This is a genomic window from Haloimpatiens myeolchijeotgali (assembly GCF_042688525.2).
Lineage (GTDB): Bacteria > Bacillota > Clostridia > Clostridiales > Clostridiaceae > Haloimpatiens.
Window position 1 is genome coordinate 77,501 of sequence record NZ_JBHWAB010000001.1, and the last position, 18,832, is coordinate 96,332.

20 protein-coding genes (1 of these 20 only partly in view) are annotated in these 18,832 nt (G+C 27.2%); 13 read left to right on the forward strand and 7 right to left on the reverse strand.

Annotated features, from left to right (window positions below; genetic code table 11):
* From gyrA to dnaA, 7 genes are all read right to left on the reverse strand, one after another.
* On the reverse strand, positions 1–1,513 hold the 5' portion of the coding sequence (gene gyrA, locus ACFIJ5_RS00415; RefSeq protein WP_379802654.1) for a DNA gyrase subunit A. It extends 1,028 nt beyond the left edge of the window; the window shows 1,513 of its 2,541 coding nt (coding positions 1–1,513); its start codon is at positions 1,511–1,513; the stop codon falls past the left edge of the window.
* Positions 1,514–1,535: 22 nt separating this feature from the next.
* Positions 1,536–3,443, reverse strand: a complete 1,908-nt coding sequence (gene gyrB, locus ACFIJ5_RS00420; protein ID WP_379802655.1) for a DNA topoisomerase (ATP-hydrolyzing) subunit B — start codon at positions 3,441–3,443, stop codon at positions 1,536–1,538.
* A 42-nt stretch (positions 3,444–3,485) separates the two neighbouring features.
* Entirely contained in the window at positions 3,486–3,749 is a 264-nt protein-coding gene (gene remB / locus ACFIJ5_RS00425; protein WP_379802656.1) for an extracellular matrix regulator RemB, read from the reverse strand.
* Between the two features lie 17 nt (positions 3,750–3,766).
* Positions 3,767–4,858 carry a DNA replication/repair protein RecF gene (recF, locus tag ACFIJ5_RS00430; RefSeq protein WP_379802657.1) on the reverse strand — a complete coding sequence of 364 codons (1,092 nt, stop codon included), beginning with the start codon at positions 4,856–4,858 and terminating at the stop codon, positions 3,767–3,769.
* 64 nt (positions 4,859–4,922) lie between these two features.
* On the reverse strand, positions 4,923–5,129 hold the full coding sequence (yaaA, locus tag ACFIJ5_RS00435) for a S4 domain-containing protein YaaA (protein ID WP_379802658.1): 207 nt from the start codon (positions 5,127–5,129) through the stop codon (positions 4,923–4,925).
* 21 nt (positions 5,130–5,150) lie between these two features.
* Positions 5,151–6,254 (reverse strand): DNA polymerase III subunit beta, encoded by a 1,104-nt coding sequence (dnaN, locus tag ACFIJ5_RS00440; RefSeq protein ID WP_379802660.1) that lies wholly within the window; start codon positions 6,252–6,254, stop codon positions 5,151–5,153.
* Positions 6,255–6,508: 254 nt separating this feature from the next.
* The gene (gene dnaA / locus ACFIJ5_RS00445) at positions 6,509–7,858 is read right to left on the reverse strand and encodes a chromosomal replication initiator protein DnaA (protein ID WP_379802661.1); all 1,350 of its coding nucleotides are present in this window, start codon (positions 7,856–7,858) and stop codon (positions 6,509–6,511) included.
* A 547-nt stretch (positions 7,859–8,405) separates the two neighbouring features.
* On the opposite strand from dnaA, the gene rpmH reads away from it, so the two are divergent.
* The 13 genes from rpmH to ACFIJ5_RS00510 all read left to right on the forward strand — a co-directional run bounded on the left by rpmH (position 8,406) and on the right by ACFIJ5_RS00510 (position 18,820).
* Positions 8,406–8,540, forward strand: coding sequence for a 50S ribosomal protein L34 (rpmH, locus tag ACFIJ5_RS00450; RefSeq protein ID WP_379802663.1), 135 nt, complete (start codon positions 8,406–8,408; stop codon positions 8,538–8,540).
* Between the two features lie 54 nt (positions 8,541–8,594).
* Positions 8,595–8,960, forward strand: coding sequence for a ribonuclease P protein component (gene rnpA, locus ACFIJ5_RS00455; protein WP_379802664.1), 366 nt, complete (start codon positions 8,595–8,597; stop codon positions 8,958–8,960).
* A complete protein-coding gene (gene yidD, locus ACFIJ5_RS00460) occupies positions 8,932–9,141 on the forward strand; it encodes a membrane protein insertion efficiency factor YidD (RefSeq protein WP_379802666.1) in 210 nt (69 codons plus the stop codon). The genes rnpA and yidD overlap by 29 nt, the downstream gene beginning before the upstream one ends.
* Positions 9,142–9,168: 27 nt before the next feature.
* Entirely contained in the window at positions 9,169–9,843 is a 675-nt protein-coding gene (gene yidC, locus ACFIJ5_RS00465; RefSeq protein WP_379802667.1) for a membrane protein insertase YidC, read from the forward strand.
* 33 nt (positions 9,844–9,876) lie between these two features.
* Complete coding sequence (gene jag / locus ACFIJ5_RS00470; RefSeq protein WP_379802669.1) at positions 9,877–10,503, forward strand: RNA-binding cell elongation regulator Jag/EloR; 627 nt, start codon at positions 9,877–9,879, stop codon at positions 10,501–10,503.
* 160 nt (positions 10,504–10,663) lie between these two features.
* The gene (gene mnmE / locus ACFIJ5_RS00475; RefSeq protein ID WP_379802670.1) at positions 10,664–12,043 is read left to right on the forward strand and encodes a tRNA uridine-5-carboxymethylaminomethyl(34) synthesis GTPase MnmE; all 1,380 of its coding nucleotides are present in this window, start codon (positions 10,664–10,666) and stop codon (positions 12,041–12,043) included.
* A 9-nt stretch (positions 12,044–12,052) separates the two neighbouring features.
* Entirely contained in the window at positions 12,053–13,930 is a 1,878-nt protein-coding gene (gene mnmG / locus ACFIJ5_RS00480) for a tRNA uridine-5-carboxymethylaminomethyl(34) synthesis enzyme MnmG (protein ID WP_379802672.1), read from the forward strand.
* A gap of 45 nt (positions 13,931–13,975) precedes the next feature.
* Positions 13,976–14,695, forward strand: a complete 720-nt coding sequence (rsmG, locus tag ACFIJ5_RS00485; RefSeq protein ID WP_379802674.1) for a 16S rRNA (guanine(527)-N(7))-methyltransferase RsmG — start codon at positions 13,976–13,978, stop codon at positions 14,693–14,695.
* 81 nt (positions 14,696–14,776) lie between these two features.
* Positions 14,777–15,556 (forward strand): nucleoid occlusion protein, encoded by a 780-nt coding sequence (noc, locus tag ACFIJ5_RS00490; protein ID WP_379802675.1) that lies wholly within the window; start codon positions 14,777–14,779, stop codon positions 15,554–15,556.
* A 412-nt stretch (positions 15,557–15,968) separates the two neighbouring features.
* On the forward strand, positions 15,969–16,730 hold the full coding sequence (locus tag ACFIJ5_RS00495) for a ParA family protein (RefSeq protein ID WP_379802677.1): 762 nt from the start codon (positions 15,969–15,971) through the stop codon (positions 16,728–16,730).
* A 195-nt stretch (positions 16,731–16,925) separates the two neighbouring features.
* Entirely contained in the window at positions 16,926–17,789 is an 864-nt protein-coding gene (locus ACFIJ5_RS00500) for a ParB/RepB/Spo0J family partition protein (RefSeq protein WP_379802678.1), read from the forward strand.
* 43 nt (positions 17,790–17,832) lie between these two features.
* Positions 17,833–18,372 (forward strand): DUF4446 family protein, encoded by a 540-nt coding sequence (locus tag ACFIJ5_RS00505; RefSeq protein ID WP_379802680.1) that lies wholly within the window; start codon positions 17,833–17,835, stop codon positions 18,370–18,372.
* A 196-nt stretch (positions 18,373–18,568) separates the two neighbouring features.
* Complete coding sequence (locus tag ACFIJ5_RS00510; protein WP_379802681.1) at positions 18,569–18,820, forward strand: YkuS family protein; 252 nt, start codon at positions 18,569–18,571, stop codon at positions 18,818–18,820.
* Positions 18,821–18,832 lie beyond the last annotated feature (12 nt).

Consider the following 18,832-nt stretch of genomic DNA (forward strand, 5'->3'; position numbering starts at 1 on the left):
ACGTAATTACTACGTCTCTCTCTTCTATTAAATCTTCTATATCTATATCTCTCATATCTTTTTCTATAGATGTTCTTCTTTCATCACCATATTTATTTTTTATTTCTATAAGTTCTTCTTTTATTATATTTAATAACATTTCTTTATTACTTAATATTTCTTTTAAATGTTTTATATTATCCATTAATTGATTATACTCTTCTTCTATCTTATTTCTTTCTAAACCAGTTAATCTTTGAAGCTTCATGTCTAATATAGCTTGTGCTTGTTTTTCTGAAAGATTAAATTTATTTATTAAACCTTCTTTAGCTTCTGATGCAGTTTTTGAAGCTCTAATTAAACTTATTACTGCATCTATATGATCAAGAGCTATCTTCAATCCTTCTAATATATGAGCTCTTGCTAATGCCTTATTAAGTTGAAATTCAGTTCTTCTTGTTATTACTTCTTCTTGGAATTTTACATACTGTACTAATATTTCTTTTAGATTTAATACTTTTGGTTCTCCATCTACCAAAGCAAGCATTATTACTCCAAAAGTATCCTGAAGCTTAGTATGCTTATATAATCTATTTAAAACTACATTAGGATTAGCATCTTTCTTTAGCTCTATTACAACTCTCATACCCTGTCTATCTGACTCATCTCTTAAATCAGATATTCCATCTATCTTTTTGTTCTTAACAAGGTCAGCTATATTCTCTATAAGTCTTGCTTTATTAACTTGATAAGGAAGTTCTGTAACAATAATTTTATGTCTTCCTTTAACTTCTTCAATATCTGTTTTAGCTCTTATTACAATTCTTCCTCTACCTGTTTCATATGCTCTTCTTATTCCAGATTTGCCCATTATTATACCTGCTGTTGGGAAATCTGGACCTTTTATTTCTGTCATCAACTCTAAAATACTAGTTTCTGGATTTTCTATTAATTTTATTATTCCATTAACAACCTCACATAAATTATGAGGTGGTATGTTAGTTGCCATACCTACAGCTATTCCTGATGAACCATTTACTAAAAGATTAGGAAATCTAGCTGGTATTACAGATGGTTCTTTTTCTTCACCATCGAAATTTGGAATAAAATCAACTGTATTTTTATTTATATCTCTTACCATTTGTAAAGATATCTTACTCATTTTTGCTTCTGTATATCTCATTGCAGCAGCTGAATCACCATCTACAGAACCAAAGTTTCCATGTCCATCTGCAAGTGGGTATCTCATCGAGAAATCTTGTGCCATTCTTACTAATGCATCATAAACTGCTGTATCTCCATGTGGATGATATTTACCTAAAACATCTCCGACTATTCTAGCACATTTTCTGTATCCTTTTTCAGGAGTTAATCCTAATTCATACATAGAATATATTATTCTTCTATGCACAGGCTTAAGTCCATCTCTTACATCTGGTAATGCACGACCAACAATTACACTCATGGCATAATCTATATAAGATTTTTTCATTTCTTTTCTTATATCAACTGGTATTATTTTACCTTCAAACATTAAGTTACACCTCTTTTACTGTTTATATATCTAGATTAACAACTTTTTTAGCGTTTTCTTGTATAAACTGCCTACGAGGTTCTACTTTATCACCCATGAGAATGGTAAATATTTCATCTGCAGCCATTGCATCTTCAACCGTAACTTTAAGTAATGTTCTCTTTTCAGGGTTCATTGTAGTCTCCCAAAGTTGTTCTGCATCCATTTCTCCAAGTCCTTTGTACCTCTGTATTTGAGTACTCTTATCTTTGCCACCAACTTCTTTTAGAATATTGTCTAACTCCTTATCACTATATGAATAATAATCTTTTCTACCTTTAGAAACTTTAAATAAAGGTGGTTGAGCTATATACACATGTCCTTGTTCAACAAGTTCTCTCATATATCTATAGAAAAATGTTAATAATAATGTTCTTATATGTGCACCATCTACATCGGCATCTGTCATGATTATTATTCTATGATATCTTATTTTATTTATATCAAAATCTTTTCCTATTCCAGCTCCAAAAGCTGTTATCATAGCCCTTATTTCTTGATATCCAAGTATTTTATCTAATCTTTGTTTTTCAACATTCATTATCTTACCACGTAATGGCAATATAGCTTGAAACTCTCTATTTCTACCTTGTTTTGCACTACCACCCGCAGAATCACCTTCGACTAAGTATACCTCACATTTACTAGCATCTTTTGATGAGCAATCTGAAAGTTTCCCAGGCAATGCTGTACTTTCTAAAGCTGTTTTTCTTCTTGTAAGCTCTCTAGCTTTTCTTGCTGCTTCTCTAGCTCTTGATGCTGTTAACGCTTTATCAACTATTACTTTAGCAATTTGAGGATTTTCTTCTAAGTAAATACCTACACGTTCATTCAATATGCTATCTACTATTCCTCTTGCTTCACTATTTCCAAGTTTAGTCTTCGTTTGACCTTCAAATTGAGGTTCTGTAAGTTTTACAGACACTACAGCTGTAAGTCCTTCTCTAATATCTTCACCTGATAAATTCTTATCATTTTCTTTTAGAAAACCAAATCTTTTTGAATAATCATTTATTATTCTAGTTAAAGCACTTTTAAATCCTGAAAGGTGAGTTCCACCTTCTACAGTATCAATATTATTTGCAAAAGAAAAAATATTTTCTGAATATGTATCATTATGTTGAAATGCAATTTCTACCACATAATCATCTTTAAATCCTTCTACGTAAACTGGTTTATCATATAAAGTCTGTTTATTTCTATTCAAGTAAGATACAAAAGATTTTATCCCACCCTCATAATGAAAAATTTCTTCTTTTTCTTCTCTTTCATCTGTAAATGTAATTTTTATACCTTTATTTAAAAATGCTAATTCTCTTAACCTTTGAGCTAATGTATCAAAATCAAAATCTATTTCTTCAAATATTTCATCATCAGGTGAAAAATAAACAATAGTTCCATGTTTATCAGTTGTACCTATGTTCATTAAATCAGTTTTTACATTACCTCTTTCGTATTCTTGTCTCCATATATCTCCATCTCTATGTACTTCTACTACACATTTTGAAGATAATGCATTAACAACAGAGGCTCCAACACCGTGAAGTCCACCAGAAACTTTGTATCCTCCACCTCCAAATTTACCACCAGCATGAAGAACTGTCATTATTACTTCTACTGTAGGTTTTTTCATCTTTGGATGAAGTCCTACGGGCATTCCTCTTCCATCATCTTCTACTGTAACTGAATTATCTTTGTGTATAGTAACTTCTATATTATTACAATATCCTGCTAAAGCCTCATCTATACTATTGTCTACTATTTCATAGACTAAATGATGAAGTCCCCTTACACTTGTACTTCCTATATACATTCCAGGTCTCTTTCTTACTGCCTCTAAACCTTCTAATACTTGAATTTGACTTTCATCATATACTTGATTATTTTCCATTGAGATTGTACCTCCTAACTGAACTGATACGATACTAAAACACTAAAGTTGAGAATATACAAGTTTAGTTCTTTTATTAAGTGTAGATGAAGATATTGGAGACAAAAATATTTTACTCTTTTTATCTACTTCAGCTAGCACAAAGGATTTAGGTTTTTCTTTAGTAATCCTCTCAACAAATCCATCTTCCTCAGCCCATCTCAAAAATTGAATAGTGTCTGAACTGTACATAGTTGTATCTATATCAAAAATTCCTATTACATCATCAACTGGTACAACTACGTTTTCACCTAAATGCAAAAACATAAAATTCCTCCTCATTTTTACATAATTTTATTTATATTTCCGCCATTAACCTCATATACTATAGCATTTTTGTCTAAATATTTTTCAATATTGTTCATACCCGAACATGTAATTATAGTTTGAACATTTTTTATTGAATTCAATATATATTTTTGTCTCCTAGTATCCAGTTCCGATAAAACATCATCTAATAAAAGAACAGGAAATTCTCCTGTAAGTTCTTTTACTATGTGTAGTGATGCAAATTTTATTGTAAGCACTGAAGTTCTTTGTTGCCCTTGAGATCCATAATTTCTAGCATCTACTCCGTTTATTCTGACGGAAAAGTCATCTCTATGAGGACCAATAGATGTATTATTTTTTTCTATATCAGTTTTTCTATGACTTTTAATTAAATAAAAAAGAGCCTCTTCAATATTATTTAAATTTTTTACTGACGACATATAATCAAACTTTATATTTTCCTTTTGAGATGTAATATTATTATGTATAATATTGCCTTCTCGATTAAGCATATTTATATATTTTACTCTTTCTTGTATAATAAGCGCTCCAAATTTACTCAACTGTAAATCATATACTTCTAACATATCATTAGCTTTTCTTATTCTTTTCAAAAAAGCATTTCTTTCACTCAATACTTTTTTATATTGAGCTAAATTATAATAATACCTTTTATTTAATTTACATAATTCAATATCTAAAAACTTTCTTCTAGATGACGGAGATCCTTTAATGATATTTAAATCTTCAGGTGAAAACATAACAACATTAAAAATCCCTATTAAGTCAGAAATTTTTGAGATTTTTATGGAATTTACATTTACCCCTTTTTTACCTTCTTTAAAAATTTTTATATCTATTTTTTTATTTAACCTTTGTTTACATACAAAAAGAGATATATATGCATCTTTTCCATTCCATTTTATCAGTTCTTTATCTCTACTGGTTCTATGAGATTTTCCCAAACTGCAATAATATATACTTTCTAAAATGTTAGTTTTTCCTTGTGCATTATCTCCTACCAATACATTAACATTATTTCCAAATTCTATATTTAAATTTTCATAATTTCTAAATCTTGAAAGCTGTAATTGTTTTACGTACATGATATCATACACCTTTTATTATACCATAATATAGTTAAACACATAATTATTACGAAAATATATTTTAATTTATTTTATATTCTTCGTTATTAAATTCTATTATATCACCTTTATTTAATTTTCTTCCCCTTCTTAATTCAATTTCTCCATTAACTTTTACTTCACCATTTTTTATATAAAATTTAGCTTCAGAACCTAATGAAGCTATTGCTGCCCACTTTAAAAAAGCATCTAACTTTATTATTTCTGTGTTAATTTTGATTTCTTTCATAAAATCACCTTCTTAATTATTTTAGTTATTGTGCAATCTTACTGGCAATAATAAATATATACAATTATTTTTTTCTTTATTTTTTATTACACAAGGACTTACGCTACTTGATAATTCCATACATATTTCTTCTTCATCCATTATTTTGAAAACATCTATTAAATATTTTGCATTAAATGCAATTTTAAGAGATTCGCCTTGCAAAATTATATTTAATTCTTCTCTAACTTTTCCCAATTGAGAATTAGAAGTGATAATCATATTATCATCACATATATCTAATTTTACTAAATTTGTATTTCCATCTTTTCCTACTAAAGAAGCTCTTTCTATACATTTTAATATTTCATCTCTTTTTACTATTACTTTTAAATTATATTCTTCTGGAATAATTGAATTATATCTTATAAATTCTCCTTCTAGTAACCTTGACATAATTTTAGTTTTTCCTAAATTAAATAATATATGGTTAGGTGTAAAAGTAATATTAACAGTGTTATCATCATCTTCTAATACTTTAGAAACTTCATTTAACGTTTTTCCAGGAATTACTGCACTTATGGAATTATCATTATTTATACTTTCACTTCTTAATGCTAATCTGTATCCATCTAATGCTATAAGATTTAATTTTCTATCATTAATTTCAAATAAAACACCTGTTAGAATAGGTCTTGTTTCATCTTGAGCACTAGCAAAGATAGTTCCTTTTATCATATTTTTTAGTAATTTTTGAGATATAGAACAAATCATATTTTCATTAATAGTTGGAAGTTCTGGATAATTACTAGCATCCATGTGTAGTAGTGTAGCATTAGATTTTTCACATTTTATGTTTATAGAATTATTTTCTATTGTAGCAATTTCTACTTCACTATTAGGTAATTTTTTTATAATTTCCCCGAATAATCTAGAGTCTACAACTATTTTACCTTCTTCTGAAACAGTAGCATCTAATTTTGTTTCAATACTTAAATCTATATCAGATCCTATTAATGTAATAGTATTATTTTTAGCTATAAGTAATATACCATGTAAAATAGCCATAGTTGATTTACCTGTTATAGCTTTTTGAGCAATAAAAATAGCTTCTTGTAATTTGTTTTTTTCACATGTAAATTTCAATATAAAAACCTCCTTATCCACATTGTTAAATTAGTATAGATAGATAAGATATACTATATTTTTTTAGTAGTAATAGTAGTAGGCACTGTTGATATGTGGATAACTGTTATAAACGTAGAAAATATGGGAAAAGTATAGCAAAAATAATTGTGGATAAAAGCATAATTAAAAAAAGAGTTTATCCACAGTAAATATAAAAAATATAAGTATTTTCTTTTATCCACATAATATTAAACATATATTATAAACAATTGTTAGTTTTGAGATATTTTTTTGGCTAATTCATCAACCATATTTTTTAAACTAATATCTTTTTTTAAGTTATTTGAAATCTTTTCATATGCATGGATAACAGTAGTATGATCTCTACCACCAAATTCTTCACCTATTTTAGGAAGAGACATATCAGTTAGTTTTCTACATAAATACATAGCTATTTGTCTTGGATATGTTATATTTCTAGTTCTTCTTGAAGACTTAAAATCATTGATACTTAAATTAAAATAACTTGAAACTATATCTTGTATAAGTCCAATAGTAATTTGCTTATTTTGATTGCTTGAAATTATATCTTTTAATGCTTCTGAAGCTAAATCAACACTTATTTCTTTGTTTGTTAATGATGAAAAAGCAACAATTCTTATTAAGGCTCCTTCTAATTCTCTAATATTGGATTTTATTTTATTTGCTATATATACCATAACTTCATTTGGAATATTTAAACTTTCAACGTCAGCTTTTTTCTTCAATATTGCAATTCTAGTTTCGAAATCAGGTGCCTGAATATCTGCAATTAACCCCCACTCAAATCTTGAACGAAGTCTGTCTTCTAATGTAGGAATTTCTTTAGGAGGTCTATCACTAGATAGAATTATTTGTTTATTTGCTTCATGAAGAGCATTAAAAGTATGGAAAAATTCCTCTTGAGTTCGCTCTTTTCCAGCAATAAATTGGATATCATCAATTAGAAGGATATCTACATTTCTATATTTATTCCTGAAGTCAACATTTTTATCGTCTTTTATGGAATTAATAAGCTCATTGGTAAACTTTTCAGAAGTCACATATACAACTTTAGCATTTGGATTGTTTTGTAAAATATAATGACCTATAGCGTGCATTAAATGGGTTTTTCCCAAACCTACTCCCCCATATATAAACAAAGGGTTATATGCTTTAGCTGGTGATTCTGCTACAGCTAAAGAAGCAGCATGAGCAAATCTATTACTATTTCCAATAACAAAAGAATCAAAAGTGTATTTAGGATTTAAATTACAAGTAGTCTCATCACTAGTTAGTAATTTATCACGTTCTTTTTTTATAATTCTTTTAGGATTAGTTTCAACAGCATCTTCGGTGGCTATGATAAAATTAATATTGTATTTTTTTGATGTTATTAATTTTATAGCATTAGCGATTAAAGTTTTATATCTGTTTTCTAATATTTCTTTTGTAAAATTATTGGGAACACCTAGTTTTAATAGATCTTGTTCTATTGCTATAGGAATTATACTTTTAATCCAAGTATTAAAGCTGACTTCTGTAAGTTCACCTTTTATGATATTTAAAGTTTTTTCCCAAATTTGAGTAAGATGAACATCCATTTTTTATCCTCCAGTTCAAAAAAATAATCAACAGTAGATTAACAATGTTATCTACAAATAATTAACTTATTTTAAGTTCTTGACAAATGTTAAAAAAAATATTCACATGTGTATAATATTGTTTATAGTTTTTTTAAAAAAATAATTATACACAACAAAAAAAAATAATTATTAACAGAACAAATAGTTATAAAAATATGGTGAATAGTTAATTATAAGAATAATAAATAAGTTAAATTGATAAAACTAAACAAGTTATCCACAAAGTTATTAACAGGCTGTGTATAACTTTGTAAATAAATAAATTATTAACAGTTCATACTTAATAATATCAAAACGAATACTTGTATTCAAGAAATTATCCACAAAAATATTAAAAATATAAAAAAATATGCACAGATTAAAGTAAATTAATGAAATTTGTTGTTCTTGACATTAATAATCTATAACTATATAATTTAATAGTAAAAATATAAATACAATATTATTTAAGATAGTAAGGTACATTTTGCTATATATTATGTTGGAATGAAGGGGGTGTAGTATAATGAAAAGAACTTACCAACCTAAGAAATTACAAAGAAAAAGAGAACATGGTTTTAGAAAAAGAATGAGATCTAAAGCTGGAAGAAATGTTATTAAGAGAAGAAGACAAAAAGGTAGAAAAAGATTGACAGCATAAGGCCGCTTTTGTGGCCTTTTTCTGCAATTGCAGATAAAAAGGAGTATTAATTAGATGAAGGAAGAAAGTATTAGAAAAAATATTGAATTCAGAAGAGTGTATAAAAGAGGAAAATCTTTTTCTAATAAACTTTTAGTGTTATATATTTATAAGAATAATAATAATGATGACATAACTAGGGTAGGAATCTCTGTAAGTAAAAAAGTTGGAAAAAGTGTAACAAGAAGCAGAGTTAAACGATTAATAAAAGAAAGCTATAGATTGAATAAGGTAGATTTGAGAAAAGGGTTCGATTTGGTATTTATTGCAAGAACAGCTTGTAAAGATAAGGCTTATAAAGATGTAGAAAAATCTTTAATCAATTTGTTAAGGAAAGCTGGTTTGTATAAAAATGAAAAATATCTTAATAAGAATCATTAAATTTTATAGAAAATATATCTCTCCTTTAAAAGCGCCTTGTTGTAGATTTTATCCAACATGTTCACAATATGCTATTGAAGCTATAGAAAAATATGGTGCATTAAAAGGTGGTATTATGGCTATAAAGAGAATATTAAAGTGTCATCCTTTTAATAAAGGGGGATATGATCCTGTTAAGTAGTTATTATATATTTTAGGAGGTTTAAAAGTGCATTATTTAACTGAATGGTTGTCTAAATTTTTTGAAATGTTGCATGGTTCATTGTCAAACTTTATACCTAATGATAATATAACGTACGGTTTATCTATAATTTTATTTACTATTATTGTTAGAGTTATTTTAATACCTGTATATGTTAAGCAAATTAAATCTACAAGTAAGATGAGTGAAATACAGCCACAAATGAAAACATTACAGCAGAAATATAAAAATGATCCTCAAAAATATCAGCAAGAAATGATGAAACTTTATAAAGAAAATGGAGCTAATCCATTAAGTGGATGTCTACCTTTAATTGTTCAAATGCCTATACTCTTTTCATTATATTGGGTGTTTATGAATTTAAAAATAAATGGAGTAAGTTTTTTATGGATAAAAGATTTAGGTGCATTAGCATCTTTTAGTGATATAACAACGTTGATTTTACCTATAGTATCAGGTATTACAACATATATTTCCTCATCTTTAATGGCAATCAAGAGTGATAATGCACAATCAAAACAAATGACTACAACTAACATAGTAATGTCTGTATTTTTTACATGGTTTAGTTTAAGGGTTAAAGGTGCATTAGTTCTTTATTGGGTAACAAATAACTTATTCCAAATTGCTCAAACAGTAATAATGCAAAGAGCACAGAAATTAAGTAAGAAAAGTGCCTAGTACACTTTGATAGAAAGGCGGTGTCTTACGGTAATGAAAATTATAGAAGTCGTGGGGAGAAATGTAGAAGAAGCTGTAAAAAAAGGATTAGATGAATTAAAAGTAACTAGAGATAAAGTTGATATAGAAGTAATTGAACAAGGGAGTAAAGGATTTTTAGGATTAATAGGAGTTAAAGAAGCTAAAGTTAAAATTACAGTAAAAAAAGATTATTCATCAGATGCTAGAGTTTTTTTGAGAAAAGTATTTGATTGTATGAACATAAAATCAGAAATAAGAATAAAAGAAGAAAAGTCTGTACTTAAAATCAATTTATCAGGACCTAATATGGGACTTATAATAGGTCATAGAGGAGAAACTTTAGATTCTCTTCAATATTTGGTGAGTCTTGCTATTAATAAAGATAATAAAGATGAATATAAAAGAGTGATTATTGATACGGAAAACTATAGAAGTAAGAGAGAACAGACTTTGAAAAAATTGGCCCAAAAAATGGCTTATAAAGTTAAACAAAATCATAGATGTATGAAACTAGAGCCAATGAATCCTTATGAAAGAAGAATAATACATGCAGCGCTTCAAAGCGATCCTAGTATTAGTACTTTTAGTGAAGGGCAAGAACCATATAGGAGAGTAGTTATAGATTTAAAGAAAGCCTAGGGTAAGGCTTTCTTTTTAATTTTAAAGAATATATGTATGTTACAATTATGTTATATATTTAAATTTCTATTTATATCTGATAAAATTAAAAGAGTGTAAAAATAGGAGAATAGGCTAAAATATTAATGCTAGTTTAGTATAATTGGGAGGAAAAATAATAATGAAAGAATTTGATACCATTGCAGCTGTATCAACTAGTTTAGGTGAAGGTGGAATTTCCATAATAAGAATATCTGGAGACAGAGCTTTAGAAATAGCAGATAAAATTTTTAAAGCCAAAAATGGAAAATCAATCATAGGTATGAAAACTTATACTATGAGATACGGATATATTATAGATAAAGATAATGAAGAAATTATAGATGAAGTGATACTAAGTTATATGAAAGGACCTAGAAGTTTTACAGCTGAGGACACTGTTGAGATAAATTGTCATGGAGGAGTAATTGCAACAAATAGAGTTTTAAAACAAGTTATTAAAGCTGGAGCAAGACTTGCAGAACGTGGAGAATTTACTAAAAGAGCATTTTTAAATGGAAGAATAGATTTAAGTCAGGCAGAAGCAGTAATAGATATAATAAGATCTAAAACAGAATTAAGTATGAAGGCTGCTATTAAGCAATCAGAAGGTACAATTTCCAGGGAAATAAGTGACTTAAGAAATAAATTACTTCAGTTAATAGCGCATATAGAGGCTACAGTGGATTATCCAGAAGAAGATCTAGAGGAAATGACTTGTAATAAAGTTATTGAAGAGATAAAAAATATATTAGAAAAAATAAATAGATTATTAAAAACTGCAGATGAAGGAAAAATGATAAGAGAAGGACTTAAGGTAGTTATTGTAGGTAAACCAAATGTTGGAAAATCATCACTTTTAAATGCATTATTAGATGAGAGAAGGGCTATAGTTACGGAGATACCAGGAACTACAAGAGATGTAATCGAGGAATATATAAATATAGATGGTATACCTATAAGATTAGTTGATACTGCAGGTATAAGGGAAACAGAAAATGTTGTTGAAAAAATAGGTGTAGAGAAGTCAAAAGAAAAAATAGAAGAAGCTGATTTAGTTATATTAATGTTAGATTTAAGTAGAAAATTGGATGAAGAAGATGAAGAAGTAATTGATTATATAAAAAATAAAAAATACATTGTTCTATTAAATAAAAAGGATTTAGGAAGACAGATAGAAAAACAAGAAATAGATAAACTAAATTCAAAATACTTAGTAGATATTTCTGTAAAGACAGGTGAAGGATTAGAAAAAATAAAAAGTCTAATAAAAGATTTATTTTTCAGAGGAGAAGTTAAAACAGAAGATATTTATATAACAAGTAATAGGCACAAAGAAGCATTAATTAGAGCTGAAGATAGCTTAAGATCAGCAGAAGACGTTTTATGTAACGTAAACGCAATTGATTTGGCGTCTATTGATATTAGAAATGCATGGTCAAATTTAGGAGAAATAACTGGTGAAACTGTTGAAGAAGATATAATAGATAAGATTTTTTCAGAATTTTGTTTAGGAAAGTAGGGGTTAGAAATGAAGTATATGGCTGAAGAATATGATGTTGTTGTTATAGGAGCAGGACATGCAGGATGTGAAGCTGCTCTTGCAAGTGCAAGAATGGGATGTAAAACTTTAGTTTGTGCAATGAATTTAGATAGTGTAGCATTAATGCCATGCAACCCTAATATTGGAGGAACTGCTAAAGGACACTTAGTAAGAGAAATAGATGCATTAGGTGGGGAGATGGGTGTAAATATTGATCGTACTTTTATTCAATCCAGAATGCTAAATACATCAAAAGGTCCGGCAGTACATTCTTTAAGAGCACAAGCAGATAAAAAAAGCTATTCTCAAAGAATGAAAAATGTTTTAGAAAACGAGGAAAATATACAAATAAGACAACTAGAAGTTATACATATAGAAATGGAAGATAATAAAATAAAAGGTGTATTAACAAAAAATGGAGCATACTTCAAATGCAAAGCAGTAATACTAGCTACTGGAACATATTTAAAAGCTAAAATAATAATTGGAGAAGAAAGTTATAATGAAGGACCAAGTGGATTAATGCCAGCTAATAAATTATCTCAAAGTCTAATAAATTTAGGAATTAAATTAAGAAGGTTTAAAACAGGAACTCCATGTAGAGTTAATAGAAATTCTTTAGATTTTACAAAGATGATAGAACAACCAGGTGATGAAGAAATAGTACCTTTTTCATTTATGAGTAAAGATTTAGAGAAAGCTCAAATATCTTGTTTTTTAACTTATACAAATGATACTACACATAAAGTTATTTTAGATAATATTGATAGATCTCCATTATATAATGGTTCAATAAAAAGTGTAGGTCCAAGATATTGTCCATCAATAGAGGACAAAATTATGAGATTTAGAGATAAAGAAAAACACCAAATTTTTATAGAGCCTGAAGGAGAAAATACCGAAGAAATGTATGTTGGAGGTATGTCAAGTTCTTTACCAGAGGATGTACAAATTAAAATGCTTAGAACAGTATCAGGTATGGAAAATGTTCAAGTAATGAGAACAGGATATGCTATTGAATATGATTGTATAGATCCTATTCAATTAAAGTTATCATTAGAATTTAAAGATATACAAGGACTTTTTTCAGCAGGTCAAATAAATGGAAGTTCAGGATATGAGGAAGCAGGTGCACAAGGTATAGTAGCTGGTATAAATGCTGCATTAAAATTACAACATAAAGAGCCTTTTATATTAAAACGTTCAGATGCGTATATAGGCGTATTGATAGATGATTTAGTTACAAAAGGTACAAATGAACCTTATAGAATGATGACTTCTCGTTCAGAATATAGGCTTCTTTTAAGACAAGACAATGCAGATTTAAGATTAACAGAAATGGGATATGAAGTAGGACTTGTTAAAGAAGAAAGGTATAAAAAGTATATTTTAAGAAAAAATGCTATAGATCAAGAAGTTAAAAGAATGAAAAATGTAAAAATAACAAATAAAAGAGAAATAAATGAGTTTTTACAAAGTGTGAACTCTACTGAATTAAAGAAACCTATAAATTTATATGAATTAATAAAAAGACCTGAATTAAATTATTATATTGTAGAACCATTAGACAAGGAAAGACCGCAATTACAAGATAGTGTAAAAGAGCAGGTTAATATAATATCAAAATATGAAGGATATATTCAAAAACAAATAGAACAAGTAAATCAATTTAAAAAGATGGAAAATAGAATTATATCAAAAGATATAAATTATGAAGAAATAAAGGGATTAAGAATAGAGGCAATACAAAAATTAAAAAGGATAAAACCAGATAATTTAGGTCAAGCATCAAGAATTTCAGGAGTATCACCTGCGGATATATCAGTACTGTTAATATATTTAGAACAATTTAACAGAAGTAAATAATAATAATAGTTTAAAAATTTATTAGTTTATTGATGGAGGATGTATATGAAATATTTTGATATTTTGAGTGATGCAGCTGTTAATGAGGGATTGATTTTAGATGATAAAAAGTATGAACAATTTATCAAATATAAAGAAATGATAAAAGAATGGAATAAGAAAATTAATTTAACAGCTATAACAGAAGATGAAGAAATAATAAAAAAACATTTTATAGATTCTATGAAAATATTTAAATTTAATCCTTTAAAAAAAGCACATAAAATAATTGATATTGGTACAGGTGGAGGGTTTCCAGGTATACCAATGAAGATAATTAAAGAAGATATAAGTATAACGTTATTAGATTCTTTAAAAAAGAGAATAAACTTTTTAGATGAAGTTGTAAGAAATCTTGATTTACAAAATGTAGAAACTATACACGGAAGAGCAGAAGATTTTGGTGTTGATAAAACTTATAGAGAAAAATATGATGTAGCAGTTTCTAGAGCAGTTGCTAATTTAGCAGTATTAAGCGAATTTTGTTTACCATTTGTTAAGGTTAATGGATATTTTATTGCTTTAAAAGGACCTTCTGTAAAAGAGGAATTAAATGAATCTAAAAAGGCTATTAAAATTTTAGGTGGTAAATTAGAGGATGTAATTGAAGTAGACATACAAGGTAGTGATTTAAGACATAATTTAGTAGTTATAAAAAAGATAAAAGAGATACCTAAGAGATATCCAAGAAAAGCAGGGTATGTTTCTAAAAAACCAATAAAGTAAAAAATATGAACAAAAAAGAAGGATTTTTTTGAAAAGTAGAGAAATGTTAATAATAGGAAAAAATAAGAGGGATGGTATGTTATGCAGAAAAATATAAGTTATATATCTGTGGATATGATTGTTCCCAATCTATATCAACCAAGAAAACACTTTAATGAACAAGCTATTGAGGAATTAGCTCAATCCATAAAGGTATATGGAGTAATTCAACCTATTTCAGTAAGAAAAATAGAAGATTGTAAATATGAACTAATAGCAGGAGAGAGAAGATTAAGAGCTGCAAAGAAAGCCGGATTACAGGATATACCATCTATAATAGTGGATATAGAAGATAGAGATTCAGCAGCTATTGCTCTCTTAGAAAATCTTCAAAGAGAAGATTTAGATTTCTTAGAAGAAGCAGAGGCATATTATAATCTAATAAAAAAACATTCATATACACAAGAACAGTTAGCAGAAGTAATCGGTAAAAAGCAATCTACAATTGCTAATAAAATCAGATTGCTTAAATTAGATGCTAAAATTAGAAAACAGCTTATAGAAAACAAATTGACAGAAAGACATGCACGTGCACTTTTAAAATTACCAACTATTGAGCTACAAGAAGAGGTATTAAAAAATGTAATAGAAAAATCTTTGAATGTAAAGAAAACAGAAGAACTTATCAATAAGGAATTGTTGAAATTATGTGGTCAAGAAGTAGCTGCAGATGGAAAGAAGAAAATAAAAGGCATATTTAGTGCAAGGGTATATATGAATACAATAAAACAAGTTTTTGATAAGTATGGAATAAAAGCAAGTTATAGATCAAAAGAGTTAGATGATTCAATCCAAGTGACTATAAAAATACCTAAAAAATAAATATTGGAAGATTTTTAACTAGGATTTAAAGTTGTATAAAAAATTATTATCTTTTTTATAATTAACTATGAAAAATAAGCGTATTTATGGAGTTAAAGGAGTGGGACATTTAATCCCACTCCTTTAACTAATCAAGTTTTTATATATGATTTCTAATTTATTACCTTATTTTGGTATTTGATAAGTACAAGTTTTATAGACTAATTCTCGAAATATGTTCCACGTGAAACATATTTTGAAAATTAGTCTATAATTATGTGGGAAATTAGTGTAAATTCCTAGAGGAAAGTAAAAATTATAAGGAATAATTGAATTTTATATTTATTAAATTCGTTATTGATATTATAATAAATATAGAACAACTCAAAATCTTGTTTATTCTGTAACATAAATACAATAAGGTGGTGAATTTATGAGAACTATTTGTATATTTAATCAAAAAGGTGGAGTGGGTAAGACAACAACCAATATAAATTTATGTTCATACTTAGCTAATAAAGGATATAAAGTCTTGACAATTGATATAGATCCTCAAGGAAATACAACTAGTGGGCTTGGAATTGATAAGAAAAATATAGAATTATCAATTTATGACATATTAACATCAGAAACTAGTTTAAAAGAAACTATTTTAAAAATTGAATTAATAGATAACTTATACTTAGTTCCATCTACTATGGAATTAGCCGGTGCAGAAGTTGAGCTTATGAGTGAAAAAAATAGAGAAGTTATATTAAAGAAAAAGTTAGAGGATATAAAAGATGAATTTGATTTTATTTTTATTGATTGTCCACCTTCATTAGGATTTTTGACAATCAATTCGTTAACTGCATCAGATAGTGTTTTGATTCCTATACAATGTGAGTTTTATGCATTAGAGGGAGTAGGACAACTCGTTAGTACAATACAACTGGTAAAAAAATCTTTGAATAAGAATTTAGAGGTTGAAGGAATATTAATGAGTATGTTTGATGGAAGAACAAAATTAAGTAATGAAGTAGTTGATGAAGTTAAGAAATATTTTAAAGATAAAGTTTATAAAGCTACTATACCAAGAAATATACGATTGGCTGAAGCGCCTAGTTTTGGACTTCCTATTATTTTATATGATGATAAATGTAAGGGTGCAAAAGCATATGAAGATTTAACAGAAGAATTTTTGAATAATCAATAAATTAGCTAGTAAGTTTATATTTTAATAATATAAAAAAATTGTTAAAAATTCATTTATAATAATGTTGTATAAATTCTTTTAAGTTTTAAATGTAGTAAAAGTTTCATTTGAAATGAAAAATTTTGTTTATAACATATGTAGATAGTGTAGTTTTATGAAGTTAGTATTAAATTAGTATAGAAAGGAGTACTAATATTGATAAAAAAACATGGTTTAGGAAAGGGGTTAGGAGCGTTAATTCCTGATACTAATGAAAAAGAAAAACTAGATAATTTTGATAATAAAGTTCTTAATATTTCAATAAACAGCATAAAGCCCAATAAAAAACAGCCTAGAAAAATTTTTGATTCTGACAAGATAATGCAGTTATCTGAATCAATAAAACAATATGGTGTTATACAGCCTGTTGTTTTAAAAAAAGATGGAACGTGTTATATAATAATAGCTGGAGAACGAAGATGGAGAGCAGCTAAAAGTATAGGGCTTAAGCAAATACCCGCTATTGTTATGGATATGTCTGAAAAAGAAGTGCTAGAGGTATCATTAATTGAAAATATACAAAGGGAAGACTTGAATCCTATTGAAGAAGCTGAGGCATATAATAAATTAATTAAAGATTTTAATTTAACACAGGAACAATTATCAAAAAGAATTGGTAAATCAAGAACATCCATAACTAATTGTATGAGATTGTTAAACTTAGATGAAAGAGTTCAACAATACATAATAGAAGGAGTAATAACAGAAGGTCATGGTAGAGCTTTATTAGCAATTTCAGATAAGGAAATGCAATATTCTTTAGCACAAAGTATAATTGATGAAAAACTTAGTGTAAGAGAAATAGAGAAATTGATAAAGCAAATGTCTAAAAAAGTTAAAAAGCAAGAAGTTGCATATGCTGAAAATCCATATTATGAGGATATTAGGAATAGATTAGAAGGTTATTTAGGTACAAAAGTATTTATTAAAAACAAAGGTAAGAACAAAAAAGGTAAGATAGAAATAGAATATTATTCTGAAGATGATTTTCAAAGAATTATAGATATGTTTAATATGTAATAAAAAAATTCATAATATGAGTTTAAGTATTTTGTGATATATTATGTTTCACGTGAAACATTGGACAGAGAGGGTGGAAAGATTGAACACATTAAATGAATTTATTAGTAATTATCAATCATATATATTTATAGCAATGGCAATTGTAGTAGTACTTCTATTAATTCTTGTTATCTCTGCCTTTAAAGCTATTGGTAAATTAGAAAATAAATATAGAAAATTTACAAGAGGTACTGATAATAAAAATATAGAACAATTAGTTAATTCTTATCTTGATAAAATAGATGAAAATAAATCTAAAATCGAAGAAGTTAATTCTGATTTTAAAGCATTAAGTGAAAGATTAAATAGATGTATTCAAAAAACATCTATAATGAGATATAAAGCATTTGAGGATATTGGAAGTGATTTGAGTTTTTCAATTGCTTTATTAGATGATCAAAATACAGGATTTGTTATTACAGGTATATATGGTAGAAATGATACTGTAGTTTATGCAAAACCAATTGATAGAGGAATTTCTAGATATGAATTATCACAAGAAGAAGAAAAAGTTTTAAATAATGCAATGGGTGATAGATAGCATAAAATTCAACTAATATTTAAATGGAATTTGTGTTTCCATCTGAAAGTTAGTTGAACCTATATATAGATATGTTCGTTCTAAGAATTATTCTTATATAGGAGATTTAAAGTGGATGGTCATGAGATAAAAAAATCAGTATTTATGTAATAAAAAACCTCCTTAAAGGGAATAATAGCCTTAAGGAGGTTTTTTTATGATAATCTTTGTCCCAAATGAATTAAAGTATATTAAAGATGAACTAATAAAGCGAGAATATAATATTGTAAGTACTAATGATATACCTTGTGATATAGTAATTTGTGATTTAAAGAATGGTGGATTACTTGATGTTAATGTAGAAAATAATTTAAAAGTTCAAGGTACATTAATTATTGATATTGGAAGTAAAAGCATAGATGAAATTGAATACATAATAAACAATAGAATATATAGTCCTTTTTTTTAAATATAATCTGGT